The sequence below is a fragment of the Chitinophagales bacterium genome (assembly GCA_020636495.1).
Taxonomy (GTDB): Bacteria; Bacteroidota; Bacteroidia; order Chitinophagales; family Chitinophagaceae; genus UBA5543.
The window spans coordinates 3,176,560-3,188,759 of sequence record JACJXQ010000008.1; the positions used below are offsets into that span (position 1 = coordinate 3,176,560).

Annotated in this window: 17 protein-coding genes; 6 read left to right on the forward strand and 11 right to left on the reverse strand. The window is 42.7% G+C overall.

The features are described from left to right. Positions 1–45: 45 nt before the first annotated feature. The 5 genes from H6550_14180 to H6550_14200 form a co-directional block, all read right to left on the reverse strand. Positions 46–645 carry a hypothetical protein gene (locus H6550_14180; GenBank protein MCB9047277.1) on the reverse strand — a complete coding sequence of 200 codons (600 nt, stop codon included), beginning with the start codon at positions 643–645 and terminating at the stop codon, positions 46–48. Positions 646–693: 48 nt separating this feature from the next. Next, a complete protein-coding gene (locus H6550_14185; GenBank protein ID MCB9047278.1) occupies positions 694–1,380 on the reverse strand; it encodes a PKD domain-containing protein in 687 nt (228 codons plus the stop codon). Between the two features lie 71 nt (positions 1,381–1,451). Beyond that, on the reverse strand, positions 1,452–1,715 hold the full coding sequence (locus H6550_14190; protein ID MCB9047279.1) for a hypothetical protein: 264 nt from the start codon (positions 1,713–1,715) through the stop codon (positions 1,452–1,454). Positions 1,716–1,834: 119 nt separating this feature from the next. Next, on the reverse strand, positions 1,835–2,626 hold the full coding sequence (locus H6550_14195) for a sulfite exporter TauE/SafE family protein (protein MCB9047280.1): 792 nt from the start codon (positions 2,624–2,626) through the stop codon (positions 1,835–1,837). Between the two features lie 96 nt (positions 2,627–2,722). Continuing rightward, on the reverse strand, positions 2,723–3,346 hold the full coding sequence (locus tag H6550_14200; protein ID MCB9047281.1) for a peroxiredoxin: 624 nt from the start codon (positions 3,344–3,346) through the stop codon (positions 2,723–2,725). A 271-nt stretch (positions 3,347–3,617) separates the two neighbouring features. Here H6550_14200 and trxA point away from each other — a divergent pair, with 271 nt between their 5' ends. Both trxA and H6550_14210 read left to right on the forward strand, forming a co-directional pair. Further along, positions 3,618–3,920 (forward strand): thioredoxin, encoded by a 303-nt coding sequence (gene trxA / locus H6550_14205; protein ID MCB9047282.1) that lies wholly within the window; start codon positions 3,618–3,620, stop codon positions 3,918–3,920. 43 nt (positions 3,921–3,963) lie between these two features. Continuing rightward, positions 3,964–4,689: a thioredoxin fold domain-containing protein gene (locus tag H6550_14210; GenBank protein ID MCB9047283.1), complete on the forward strand. Its 726-nt coding sequence runs from the start codon at positions 3,964–3,966 to the stop codon at positions 4,687–4,689. A 63-nt stretch (positions 4,690–4,752) separates the two neighbouring features. Here H6550_14210 and H6550_14215 read toward each other — a convergent pair whose 3' ends face one another. The 4 genes from H6550_14215 to H6550_14230 are packed head-to-tail and all read right to left on the reverse strand — an operon-like array spanning position 4,753 to position 7,650. Next, complete coding sequence (locus H6550_14215; protein ID MCB9047284.1) at positions 4,753–5,415, reverse strand: response regulator transcription factor; 663 nt, start codon at positions 5,413–5,415, stop codon at positions 4,753–4,755. 3 nt (positions 5,416–5,418) lie between these two features. Beyond that, positions 5,419–6,195, reverse strand: a complete 777-nt coding sequence (locus H6550_14220; GenBank protein ID MCB9047285.1) for a hypothetical protein — start codon at positions 6,193–6,195, stop codon at positions 5,419–5,421. Then, positions 6,182–6,835, reverse strand: coding sequence for a hypothetical protein (locus tag H6550_14225; protein MCB9047286.1), 654 nt, complete (start codon positions 6,833–6,835; stop codon positions 6,182–6,184). Before H6550_14225 ends, H6550_14220 begins: the two co-directional genes overlap by 14 nt. Before the next feature lie 20 nt (positions 6,836–6,855). Next, positions 6,856–7,650 carry a hypothetical protein gene (locus tag H6550_14230; protein ID MCB9047287.1) on the reverse strand — a complete coding sequence of 265 codons (795 nt, stop codon included), beginning with the start codon at positions 7,648–7,650 and terminating at the stop codon, positions 6,856–6,858. Positions 7,651–7,878: 228 nt separating this feature from the next. Between H6550_14230 and H6550_14235 the strand changes: the two genes are divergently transcribed. Further along, entirely contained in the window at positions 7,879–8,472 is a 594-nt protein-coding gene (locus tag H6550_14235) for a hypothetical protein (protein MCB9047288.1), read from the forward strand. Between the two features lie 42 nt (positions 8,473–8,514). Here H6550_14235 and H6550_14240 read toward each other — a convergent pair whose 3' ends face one another. Beyond that, entirely contained in the window at positions 8,515–9,222 is a 708-nt protein-coding gene (locus tag H6550_14240) for a PorT family protein (protein ID MCB9047289.1), read from the reverse strand. Positions 9,223–9,401: 179 nt separating this feature from the next. On the opposite strand from H6550_14240, the gene H6550_14245 reads away from it, so the two are divergent. Further along, positions 9,402–9,572 carry a hypothetical protein gene (locus tag H6550_14245; GenBank protein MCB9047290.1) on the forward strand — a complete coding sequence of 57 codons (171 nt, stop codon included), beginning with the start codon at positions 9,402–9,404 and terminating at the stop codon, positions 9,570–9,572. Here H6550_14245 and H6550_14250 read toward each other — a convergent pair. Next, a complete protein-coding gene (locus H6550_14250) occupies positions 9,569–10,063 on the reverse strand; it encodes a DUF664 domain-containing protein (GenBank protein ID MCB9047291.1) in 495 nt (164 codons plus the stop codon). The genes H6550_14245 and H6550_14250 overlap by 4 nt on opposite strands. Positions 10,064–10,145: 82 nt before the next feature. Here H6550_14250 and H6550_14255 point away from each other — a divergent pair, with 82 nt between their 5' ends. Both H6550_14255 and H6550_14260 read left to right on the forward strand, forming a co-directional pair. After that, complete coding sequence (locus H6550_14255; GenBank protein ID MCB9047292.1) at positions 10,146–10,709, forward strand: DUF1579 domain-containing protein; 564 nt, start codon at positions 10,146–10,148, stop codon at positions 10,707–10,709. A 92-nt stretch (positions 10,710–10,801) separates the two neighbouring features. Continuing rightward, positions 10,802–12,043, forward strand: coding sequence for a PLP-dependent transferase (locus tag H6550_14260; protein MCB9047293.1), 1,242 nt, complete (start codon positions 10,802–10,804; stop codon positions 12,041–12,043). Positions 12,044–12,200 lie beyond the last annotated feature (157 nt).

Consider the following 12,200-nt stretch of genomic DNA (forward strand, 5'->3'; position numbering starts at 1 on the left):
TTTATTAACATATGGACTATTCAGCTAAACGGCTGATTATCAATTTTATAAAAATCTGAACGACCTGATTATTGTATAGGCTTGTTCACGAAAATCTGCCTGGCCTGCCATCTTACCATCATAGTGGATGACTATATGTGCTGCTTTGCCATTGTGCAGCACGTAATAACAGAGAAAATAGTTGGGTAGAACCGTACCATCTTCTTTCTCAAAACCAATATCCCCCGACTCATTATAAAATTCATCTTTTAACTCACATTCGTAATAGTAATAACTATTATCCCCTTCGGCCACAAACTCGTCGCGGAGTATGTTTTGATAATCTCCGTTGTTACCGGCTTTAAAAGCTGTATAATCTTTCTTTACATCATGTTGCGACAACTTATCACGGAGGAGGAAACAGGATACTACCTCTTTATATCCGTTATGTGAATATACCGCCACTCCGTCCACTAGCGACTCGCCATTTTCATCAGCATAAAATGCAGTACCGGTACTTGCCAGGCTATAACTATCAGGGATATCAATAGCAGCTTTGCCGCTAAAAAGAGTACGGGAGTGTATCACCTTACCATCGCCATAAGGCTCCTGTGCCAAAGCTACTCCCCCTGCAAGCATCAGCAAGAATATGTATCTCAATATCATAAGAGGCCGTTTTTACAAAAGACGGCAGGGAGACAATGTTAGTTGGTACTACTGGTATATATTAGCCGTACCGTCCAGCCTCCAGGTAGTATCGTTGCTGGCCTGTATAAGCGTGATACCTGCAAGGGACGTATTAAACGTATAATTCACCTCCATTTGCCAATCGCTACTCCTGTATATTAGTACGGAATCGGTCACCTCATATTTATTGACAGTATAAGGTCCGCGGAACCTCATCTGCGGTATGTCAGGTATCTGTATGGTCGTGTCGTCTATTACCTTCAATTCCAGGCTGGTGCTGATGGTTTCAGTAGGTATCAAAGTAGGGCTGGTGCCATGTTTGGTCTTTCTCAAAAAGAAATTCCAGTTGTGTTTTCCCCCCACACGTTCAGGACCATTGGTAATGGTAATATACTTAGACACAGAGCCTATTACACCGTCAGTTACAGCCATGGTCACTTTGTAGGTTCCTGCCTTGTCATAAGTATAAGTAATTCCTTTGCCATACACCTTCTTCTCTACCACATCGCTGAAATACCATGTCAAATCAACGTCTTTTTCGAAGTTGCTGGTAAAGGTAACAGGTGTGTATACATACTTCTGCCCGCTGAATTCAAAGTCGGGTTGAAAGACTGATGTATCGTCAACTATAACTGCGGGTTCCGGATCTTTTTTGCATGCCGACAGAGCAACAACAGCGCCAAAAGCCAATATTAACAGGACGGAATATTTCATTATTTCGATTTAGGTGTAGCAATAAAGGTAAGGGAAATGCCTCGTAAACAGAGAGAAAAAGAAGCTGAATATTATCGCAATTTACAGTCAACCCGCCTGTCGAAACCTGAGGATTCGTTGTAGTCATTTACCCTGCTTTCTATATCATTGCAATACACCCCGGCGTCTGACCAGTTGGTAGCCTGTACCCCATATGTTTCTTCGTAAACCACATTGCCGTTTACTACCTGGCTGCAGTAACAATCGTAGTTTTTGTAGCTGGCCAGCTTGGTGCATGAAGATAATGTACAGGCAGCAACCAGCATCACAAATATTGTGACAGTAAAAGCTCTCATCCCTTAATAATTAAAACCCCTTATCTCTTGCCTAAAGTTACGCAAAAGGCATATATGAAAGATCAATTCAAAAATCATGCCGCACAAAAAACGGTGTAAAAGGGGATGCTACGAAGCTATTAAGCAGACAAAAACAATTCTTTAATAATGATGTATATACCCATAATAAGTACAAACCAGCCAAAGCCCTTTTTCAGCTTACTTCCGGCTACCTTATGACTGATCACAATACCTGCAAATATTCCGCCTACCGCTATGCCAGACACCGTGAGCAACAATACCCAGTCCATAGCAAAATGACCGATATCCCCTGCAAAACCCACCAGTGAGTTCATAGCAATAATAACGAGCGATGTACCTACTGCTTTTTTCATATCCAGGCCCACGAAGAATATTAATGCGGGTATCAACAGGAAACCGCCACCAGCACCCAGCAGACCTGTAATGATGCCAATGCCGACACCATACAACAAAAGAGGTATCACCTCTATAGGTTTTTCCTTTTCCTCTGCATCCTTACGGCCTCTTATCATAGATATGGAAGCCAGTAGCATAAGTATGGCAAACAGCACCATGGTAAGCATAGACCTGGTAAGTATGATCCCGCCTGCAGAACCCAGGTGTTCGGGTATGGCAGGAATGATATACCTGCGTACCAGCAATACGGTCACCAGGGATGTAATGCCAAACAACTGCGCCGTTTTCATACTCACCTGCCCGATGGCATATTTACGCACCGCTCCTATCAGACTGGTAATGCCGACAATAAACAATGAATAGGATGTGGCAGTGGTAGGATCTACGCCGAACAGGTATACCAACACAGGCACGGTTAAAATAGAACCTCCGCCACCGATAAGCCCTAACGATAGGCCGATGAGTACTGAAGCTATGTATCCTGCTATCTCCATATTGCTGTATATAATACAAAAAATGTATCGCACAGGGTAAAAAATGAAAAGCCGGGGTAAATTCATTACCAACGGCTTTTCTGGTATTCACCTGTACTATAGTGTTTTTTTGGCCAGGTAGAAATCTACCATTTCGTAATCACTTTTCTCCCTGTCTTCCATTTCATCAACTGTTTTTGGCGGCGGCACTATTACTTTGTCGCCGGGTTGCCAGTTCAGCGGAATAGCCACTTTATTCTTATCGCTGGTTTGTAGTGCGTCCAACACACGCTTAATCTCATTCATGTTACGTCCCACATTCAGCGGATAGTACATAATGAGCCTTATTTTCCCGGTAGGATCCATAAAGAATACGGCGCGTACAGCAGCAGTCTCACTTTCGCCTGGCTGCAGCATACCATACAGTTTGGCCACTTTCATATCTATATCAGCAATAATGGGGAATTTCATCAATATGCCCATATTCTTCTTTACATTATTCACCCAGGCTATGTGCGAGTGAATACTGTCAATACTCAACCCCATGAGTTTGGTATTCTTAGATGCGAAATATTCTTCTTCCTGCGCAAAAGCCGACATCTCGGTTGTACATACGGGTGTAAAATCGGCAGGGTGAGAGAATAATATCACCCAGCTATCTTTGTTATAATCGCTGAATTTCAGTTTGCCGATCGTAGTAACTGCTTCAAAATCAGGAGCCTGATCGCCTATCCTCGGCATCATACTCATTTCATTGGTATCCATATTTATGAGATTTTAGATTTTTAAAATTACCTGTATCGCAATCGGGTATTTATGACCATTGTCATTGAACATCCTGACAAACATCAGGTTACATATCCTACCCGTTGAATACTTTGCAAAGAGCGCAAATCTGAATGGCAAGTATAGCAACTTATGTTACAAAAAGCCTAAATAGCCGCTTGTGTAACATAAGTTGCTGTATCGCTTCAGTATTATGCGGATATTTGTACATTAAACAACGGATAAAATGGCACAAAACTCATTCCAGGCACTTATCAACTCAGACAAACCTGTACTGGTTGATTTTTCAGCAGAATGGTGCGGACCCTGCAAGATGATGGCTCCTATACTTTCTGACCTGAAGAACAAGATAGGTGATAAGGCCAATATCATAAAAGTAGACGTAGACAGGAACCCCTCAGCAGCGCAGGCTTACCAGGTATCAGGTGTACCAACATTGATACTGTTCCGGAACGGACAGGTAAAATGGCGGCAGAGCGGTGTTGTACCGGCCAACCAACTGAAACAAATAATAGAACAATACGCCTGATCATTAAGACTTATTTTTACACATAATAAAACTACGGATCATAATGCATAGAATACTTGCTTTATCATTATTGCTGACGCTCAGCTTCTTTTCATGTACCTCGTCGCCCAAGGGCAAAGTACTGGATGCCAGCGCTTTTCAAAAGTTGATGAATGATACAAAAGACAAAGTGGTACTGGACGTGCGTACGCCCGGAGAGTTTAAAGAGGGTTATATAAAAAACGCGCGTAATCTGGACTGGAACAACAGCAGCTTTATGAGCGAAGCCGGCAAGCTGGACAAGTCGAAACCAACATTCGTATATTGCCTTTCGGGCGGCAGGAGCCATTCGGCAGCCAATGCACTGCGCGATATGGGTTTTAGTGATGTATATGAGCTGGATGGCGGTATTATGCAATGGAGAAGGGCCGGCCTACCGCTCGAAACGGCAGGTAGCAGTAGCAACCATGCCAGTGAATTGAAAGGTATGACCATGCAAGACTATACCAACCTGCAGAATACCGACAAACTTGTTCTGATAGATTTTTACGCCCCATGGTGTGGCCCATGTAAAAAAATGACCCCTTTCCTGAAAGAAATAGCTGAAGAACAAGCCAAAGTATTAAACCTGCATAAGATAGATGCTGACCAGAACACTGCCTTATCTGAGCAGTTGAATATTACCGGGCTACCAACCCTGCTTATGTACAAAAACAAAAAGCTGGTTTGGAGCCATATGGGTTATATAGGAAAAGATGAATTATTGGAAAAAATAATTACCTTTAAGTGATTTTCGTATCGTTTACCTGTTACATACAGAAGGCCCCGTTTTTACGGGGCTTTTTTATGTTGTTTACTCAGGTTTTACAATACCGTACTTAATGGCAAACATCACCAATCCTGTTTTAGATTTAATATTGAATTTATTGAACAGAGACTCACGGTAACCATCCACTGTGCGCCTGCTTACTGCCATAATTTCGGCTATTTGTTCGTAGGTAGGCTCCTTTTCATCACAAACCAATTTCAGGAAATCCCGTTCGCGGCCACTTACCTGGTTGATGATTGCCTGCCGTTCATCAGGCTCTGAACTATCTACCGACAACAATGCTTTTGCGAGCATTTCATTATGATAAAAGCCGGTGGTCAGTACATCACTTATTGCCTTACGCAATACCTCGGCTGTACTGCTCTTGGGCAAATAGCCCCTGATACCCATGCGAAACAGGTTGATGATGGTGCGCTCATCCGTTTCTAATGTTAACATAAGTACCGGGTACTTTGCATTATGCTTTTTAAGTGCTGCAACTGTTTCCGTACCATCCATTACCGGCATCATCAGGTCCATAATGATCAATGACGGTGGATGGGCAAAAGGATAATCGTTCATTAACTCCTCTCCATTATCATATTCACCTGTAACCTTATAATTGCCCAGTCGTTCTATGAGTGCCTTAAGTCCGTTGCGGACTATCGGGTGATCATCTACAAGAAATATTTCCGTGCTATGTGACATAGTTTATGTGCGGATTTCTGTAAATGTAAAGATACTCCCTTTACCAACAGTACTTTTTATATCAAAATCTACACCTGCCAGCTTTGCTCGCTTCACCAGGTTTTGCAAACCGGAGCCACGACCTTCAGCCGACACCTTGTCTATGTCAAACCCTTTACCATCGTCAGCTATTGACAGTTGAAACCCACCGGTTGATCTCATTTGTATGGTAATATTTTTAGCAGCCGCATGTTTCATGGCGTTGTTCAATATCTCTTGCACCATGCGGAATATCATAATACGACGCCCTTTGTCCATTCCAGGTTCCCCGTCATCTGTATCCCAGTGCACTTTTATCCTCTTCAATTTAGATAGCCTGTCTACTTCCTTGCTGATTGCATAGCCCAGTCCGTTGGTTTCCAGGTAATCCGTATTCAAATTATGACTCAACAGACGTACCTGGTCTATGGTATCGGTAAGTGTCGCATCTATCGGGGCCAATTTAGTGGTCATCTCATCACTATCCAGTTTTTCCTGCTCCAACTGTAACCTTATCAGGGTGAGTAACTGGCCTATATTATCGTGCAGTTCGCGGGCTACGTTTGACAGCACCTGTTCCTGTACTTCATTCTCTACCAGGCGTAGCTCCTTCTCATAATCCACCTGCATCTGAGTCATCTTTACTTCCTGCTGCACATGCCTGCGATTGGCCAGTATCATCGTAATGATGACACCGGCAATCAGCAGTAATATCAATAAAGTAGTAACTAGTACAGTAAGTGCTATATCATTGGCGAACATATCCTCTCATCTCTTGCTTACAATAAAGATAGAAAGCAATAGTGATTAATGCGAAACAAAGAATATTGGCAACTCTATTGATGGTAAAAAGAGAGCGTGCGACATCCATATTTGTATTTATAAGCATATTCATAACACCGAACAACGGAATAACACTCGCACTGAATATAATGTATGATATACTTATTAAAAAAAGTGGTTGTGTAAATATCTTCTGTCCCCTAAATAAAGCTTTGTCTATAATAACTAGAATGTATGTTACCACAACAGCTAATGAAGACGTAACAAAAAACCAGTTAAACAGTGTCCGTATATCAATATAGACCGCATACCAAATCCAAAATAAGGTACAGGTAATCATCAACGACAGAATAACCTGTTTCAGCACTTTCCTATCAGCAAATAAGTATCCTGCGGTACCTAATAATAACATTTGAATCAGTGCATATATATTGAATATCCAAACATTACTCTGTTGCAAAACCAGAGCTATATAACGGCCAACTACCTCTACAACCAGTGAAAGAGCTGCAGGCAGTATCACCAATTTATAGGCAATAGGCAAAGTCTTCCAATAACGTACTAATAGAGCAAAAGCAATACTTTTTACTATCACCAATAATATAAAATCAATAGACATAATATTAGGTCAACAGTTCTCTATATATCCGGCTCCAGGTATACATTACAATTTGGCGGGCACATAGTTCCATAATCAGCCCCTTTGTTATGAAATATAGTGGCGTAGTTATCATTATCCAGCATTGGCTGACCGGTACTGTTAGTAAGGTATACCACCATACCATGCGGCCATTCTACATTAGCATGTTCAGGTGTAGCAACATAAGAACACGCAGCAAAATTAATACCGGCACCGGCAGGTGAGCCATTATTCAGATACATCTGCAATATCTCATTGCCCCATGGCAGGACCAGGTTCTTCACAAATGCAGCAGGACCGTCTGTGAGCGGCATCAAGTCGGCCGATGCTGGATCTGCTTTATAGTAGAAGTTAGACAGGTATACCGTGCCAAATAACGTCTGGTCTGTGGTGGAAATAAAACTTCCTTCACTTATCTCGTACCACAGGGCACCTGTAGTGTCCAGGTCGTACACCTGGCTGACGCCCGGTGGTGGTGGTTCTGCAGAAGGGGTCATGCCACATATCTGCAACCTTAAGAACAGCACTGCAGGGGCTTCTGAAAGGCCCGGCATAAAACAATGTACAAACCGCAGGGCGACATTCGTAGCAGCAGTGCCCGTGTCTTTGATAAATGAATCCACGGCATTCTGCAGGTCATCCCACTGGATGCCTATTACCTGGCCGCCAAATTCCTGCTGAGTGGGTGAGTAATAATAATGCAGGGTAAAATTGGCGCGTCCGTCCACATAATCCTGCAAGCTGATGACCCTTGGGTCGTCTGAGTTATCTCCTATTCTTATCCTTACCGGCATAGTGTTTGTTTTAGTGTGTTACAAAGTAAATTATTTACAAAATACAATTCAAACCGACCCCGTGAAAAATACCCCCACCTTTTTGCACATTTTCCCGTTGTGCTGAAAAAGTAATAACAAGACATTTGTATCCATACGGCAGTCATGTCTGATGGCATACCGGTTTACAAGAATTATCCTCTTTTCCTGTAAACCCATCATCCTGAAACGACAAATGAGCTGAGACTGATGATAACTATAGACTACAAAGGTGCAAATGATACGATCAAGGCGGCGGTAACCTATGCAAACAACCTGTTTACTTATACCCCCTTCCTTGATGCTATTTATAATATTAAACAATTTGATATGGCCGATATATCTCCACAAAAAATAGCTGACATGATCCATTCATCCGACCTGCACTTGTTAGTCGACCTGTATTGGCCTTTACCTTTCGCCAAAAGCGCACATGCTTACGACGACCCGCTGAACCCATCTATCATACATATAAATAAGATGACCGTGAACCGCCCTGTACACAGCATATGCAATACGCTGGTACATCAATGCATACATGCTTTGAACGCGGCAAACCCGGGTTATTATTTCGGACATGGAGATAATACTACAACCGGGAAAGACAACACAGCTCCTTTTAAGATCGCTAATCTCGCACAGAATATGGTAACAGAAGAAAATATCATTTCAGACCCGATGACACACGAACCAACAGACAACATTCCCGTAATCAGGAACACAACAAGTAAAGAGATACAGGAATCCCTGTTCAAAGAAGGCATTTTCTGCTTTTACGACATGAAGGCAATACTTGAGGCGTAGCACAGCCCCTGCAGCCATATTACTATGCAAAACAGTGGATAACTAGCCCTCCAGGTGGATGGATATAACGATCATCCTTGTACTTAGAGCGTCAATGGCGTTGCTGAGCGGAATACTGCCATCATGGTATATCTGGTTGCCCAGCCCCTGGCTGATCTTTATTTCCGGAGAGAAAATAAAGTTGGGATAATAGAACTCGAAACCAACACCCAGTTCTGCACCAAAATCTGCAGCCGATACTTTAATGAATTCATCTTTACGGCGCGAACGCGCATTGGCCGCCATATCATAATCAAACTTAAAGCCCGTCAACCCATAAAAACGAAAATTCTTGATCCTGTCGCTTTTGAACTTCAGTTGCAACGGCATATGCATGTAGATAGACTCTACCGTACGGTTGGAGATACTGTCATTGCCTGCAATATCGCGCACACTTAATCCTACTTTTTTCTCAGCAAAGGCTAATGACGGAACAAAACGCAGGTCTATCAGGTCGTTCAGGCGCAGGTTGCCCATCAGCCCGAGGTTAAATCCGGGCCCGTAACCGGGTTGTATGTATTTAAAAGTGTCGTTATTAATAAAACTCTGGCTGTGTTTTATGCGGTAGGTAGAAAAATTAGTACCAAAAGTGATACCAAAATAATAAGCCTTCTGGTCATGTTCAGGCATATTCATCACCTTGCGTTGTGCTTTTGCCTGTTGAAAAAACAAAACACCAAGAGCAAGTATTATTATTTGTTTTATCCGCATGTAATGTATTCGGTAAATATAACGAACAAAGCGAAGATACAGTATGTAAGGGCTTAATAAAAGTCTGCCGGAACATTAATACACATATATAATTTTACAGATACTTACACCAATGAACACATGACAAAAATCACCTATTTAAACAAACATATGTATTAAATTGCAGGAAACACAGAATTATGAAAACCGGGAAAAAACAAAACAGTACTGTAGGTAAAGTAAGTGCCCACCGCCCGGAAATAAGAGATGATATGGACAGTCGCGAGCACAAAGAGGATAACTACAGCAGCAGAAATAATAAAAAAGGTATTAAACCCAATAGTAAAAGTAAAAACAAGGCCGGCAATTAACCCTTTATGGCAAAAAGGTAATAATCTGTTGACGGTATTTTTTTTATCCCTGCCTGGCGCAGCATCGTCACTAATTGCCCGCGATGATAAGTGGCATGGTTGAACACCTGCATGAGGCCTACATGTACAGGCACTTTAACAGACTGCTTCTTCAGGTTGTAATACTGCATGACGTGCGCGAACGAATCATCGCTGAATTGTTTTTCAACAAATGCCAGCAAATCAGCCGAGACAGTTCTCCAGTTACTGATCACATCATCAAAACTACCTTGAAATACACCTTCGGCCCATACAGGCTGCTCTGCCAGGTACAGGCGCTGCATCCATATATCCTCAGCACTCCACATATGGTACACTGTTTTGCGTATAGTGGGGAAACTGCTGGTTATCTCCATATCCAGTTGTTCATCGGTAAGTTTCAGTAAAACATCAGCAAACTGTGCATTGGCCCAAACGTTATACCGGGCATAACGCAGCAATAACTCCTTCATAATTCTTAAATAATGATAAATGAAGGTACTTTATTGTTTTGATATGCCTGAATTCAGTATTTTGCAACAAAATATTTCACATATGAAAAAGTTATTAGTTTTTGCAACTGCAATAGCCCTGAGCCTGAACTCCTATGCCCAAAGCGAAGATGATATGAAGGCATGGATGGACTATGCTACCCCGGGTGCCATGCATAAGATGCTTGGAAAATACAATGGTTTTTGGGAAGCCAGCACTAAAATGTGGATGGCTCCCGGCACACCTGCAATGGAAAGTACTGCCAATGTGACCAATGATATGTACATGGCCGACCACTACCAGAAGTCTATCTTCTCAGGAGATTTCCAGGGTATGCCTTTCCAGGGCGAATCAATGACCGGCTACGACAATGTAAAAAAAGTATTCATGAATACGTGGATAGATAATATGAGTACGGGAGTGATGTATAGTGAAGGTACATGGAACGAGGCTACTAAGAGTATTGAGTTCAAAGGTATGGCCACCGACCCTATGGCCGGCAAACAACTACCTTTCCGCGAAGTGGTTACCTATACAAGCAATGACAGCTACAAAATGGAAATGTACAATACGATGAACGGCAAAGAGTTCAAATCGATGGAAGTGGTTTTCACACGCAAGAAATAAACAAAAATATCAATATAAAAAAGCAGCCCTGTGAACCACGGGGCTGCTTTTTTAGTTAATAGCCGTACCTTTGCACACACAAATTACAACCGATGAAGCAACTGCACGACAAAGGTTTTGAGACCATCTGCATACATGGCGGGCATAAAGAAGAAAGTAACCGCGCACATCTCACACCCATCTACGCATCAAGCACCTACACATTTGACAGTGCGGAGCAGGCCGTTGATATTTTCCAGGGAAAAGAAAAGGGTTATGTATATGGCCGTTTCGGCAACCCTACCATCAACGAGGCTGAAGAGAAGATAGCTATGATGGAGGCCTATGGCATTAAGAATTCACACGGCGAGCAGTTGGAATTGAAAGCGATCCTGCATTCATCGGGCATGGCGGCTATTACTACCATGGTATTGAGCAACCTGAAAGCAGGTGAAAAACTCATCACCCATCATTCTTTATACGGCGGCACACAGGAATTATTCGACAAGGTGTTACCCGACCTGGGTATCGAAGTCGTGATCGTAAACTTCCATAACATCTACGAGGTAGAAGAAGCTATTAAGGCTGATGATGCTATCAGCATGATGTATATAGAGACACCAGCCAACCCAACGCTGCAGTGCATTGATATTGCCATACTAAGTACTTTAGGCAAATCGTATGGTTTAACCGTTTGTGCCGACAATACTTTTGCTACGCCCTACCTGCAACAGCCTTTTAAATACGATGTGGACTATGTGATGCACAGCACCACAAAATTCCTGAACGGGCATGGTACGGCTGTTGGTGGTGTGCTTATAGGCCGCGACATTGAAAAGATGAATACAGTGGTGACCAAAAAGCATAGGCTATTAGGTGCTAATTGTAATGCGTTTGAAGCATTCCTGCTCACCAACGGGCTTCGTACTTTCTGCCTGCGTATGGAACGCCACTGCCTGAACGCTCAAAAGGTGGCGGACTTCCTGGCACAACATCCGCTGGTGGCCAAAGTAAACTACCTGGGCCTTGAGTCTCATCCTGATCATGAAATAGCACAGGCACAGATGAAACACCCCGGAGCACTGATGAGCTTTGAGCTGAAAGGAGGATTCGAAGCAGGTAAAAAATTCATGAACCACCTGAATCTTTGCACCAATGCTGTTTCATTAGGCACATGCGATACCCTATTGTCTCACCCTGCCTCTACAACACATGCCGGTGTAAAACCCGAAGATCGTGCGACATTCGGCATTACTGACGGATTGATACGTATGAGTGTAGGACTGGAAACGGTAGAAGACATTATCGAGGATCTGAATAACGCCCTGGCCCAGATAGGCTCATTTGTGCATTAGCTGATGGAGAGGCTGAAAAGTCCCAACCTTTTGTTTAAGAACCTTGACGATTAGCTGAGCAGTTCATTTGATGTTCAGCTATTCAAAAAAACAACCCGCAATGAATGCAAACATTGCAAGTGATAAATAAATTAATAATCAACCACAGCTGATTAAT

What these genes read in the sequence shown, in the direction of transcription:
- H6550_14225 (MCB9047286.1), bottom strand. Translation starts at nt 6,835, where the DNA reads ATGTCTATTGATTTTATATTATTGGTGATAGTAAAAAGTATTGCTTTT.
- H6550_14215 (MCB9047284.1), bottom strand. Translation starts at nt 5,415, where the DNA reads ATGTCACATAGCACGGAAATATTTCTTGTAGATGATCACCCGATAGTC.
- H6550_14250 (MCB9047291.1), bottom strand. Translation starts at nt 10,063, where the DNA reads ATGAAGGAGTTATTGCTGCGTTATGCCCGGTATAACGTTTGGGCCAAT.
- H6550_14230 (MCB9047287.1), bottom strand. Translation starts at nt 7,650, where the DNA reads ATGCCGGTAAGGATAAGAATAGGAGATAACTCAGACGACCCAAGGGTC.
- H6550_14200 (MCB9047281.1), bottom strand. Translation starts at nt 3,346, where the DNA reads ATGCCGAGGATAGGCGATCAGGCTCCTGATTTTGAAGCAGTTACTACG.
- trxA (MCB9047282.1), top strand. Translation starts at nt 3,618, where the DNA reads ATGGCACAAAACTCATTCCAGGCACTTATCAACTCAGACAAACCTGTA.
- H6550_14195 (MCB9047280.1), bottom strand. Translation starts at nt 2,626, where the DNA reads ATGGAGATAGCAGGATACATAGCTTCAGTACTCATCGGCCTATCGTTA.
- H6550_14260 (MCB9047293.1), top strand. Translation starts at nt 10,802, where the DNA reads ATGAAGCAACTGCACGACAAAGGTTTTGAGACCATCTGCATACATGGC.
- H6550_14190 (MCB9047279.1), bottom strand. Translation starts at nt 1,715, where the DNA reads ATGAGAGCTTTTACTGTCACAATATTTGTGATGCTGGTTGCTGCCTGT.
- H6550_14240 (MCB9047289.1), bottom strand. Translation starts at nt 9,222, where the DNA reads ATGCGGATAAAACAAATAATAATACTTGCTCTTGGTGTTTTGTTTTTT.
- H6550_14255 (MCB9047292.1), top strand. Translation starts at nt 10,146, where the DNA reads ATGAAAAAGTTATTAGTTTTTGCAACTGCAATAGCCCTGAGCCTGAAC.
- H6550_14210 (MCB9047283.1), top strand. Translation starts at nt 3,964, where the DNA reads ATGCATAGAATACTTGCTTTATCATTATTGCTGACGCTCAGCTTCTTT.
- H6550_14180 (MCB9047277.1), bottom strand. Translation starts at nt 645, where the DNA reads ATGATATTGAGATACATATTCTTGCTGATGCTTGCAGGGGGAGTAGCT.
- H6550_14235 (MCB9047288.1), top strand. Translation starts at nt 7,879, where the DNA reads ATGATAACTATAGACTACAAAGGTGCAAATGATACGATCAAGGCGGCG.
- H6550_14185 (MCB9047278.1), bottom strand. Translation starts at nt 1,380, where the DNA reads ATGAAATATTCCGTCCTGTTAATATTGGCTTTTGGCGCTGTTGTTGCT.
- H6550_14245 (MCB9047290.1), top strand. Translation starts at nt 9,402, where the DNA reads ATGAAAACCGGGAAAAAACAAAACAGTACTGTAGGTAAAGTAAGTGCC.
- H6550_14220 (MCB9047285.1), bottom strand. Translation starts at nt 6,195, where the DNA reads ATGTTCGCCAATGATATAGCACTTACTGTACTAGTTACTACTTTATTG.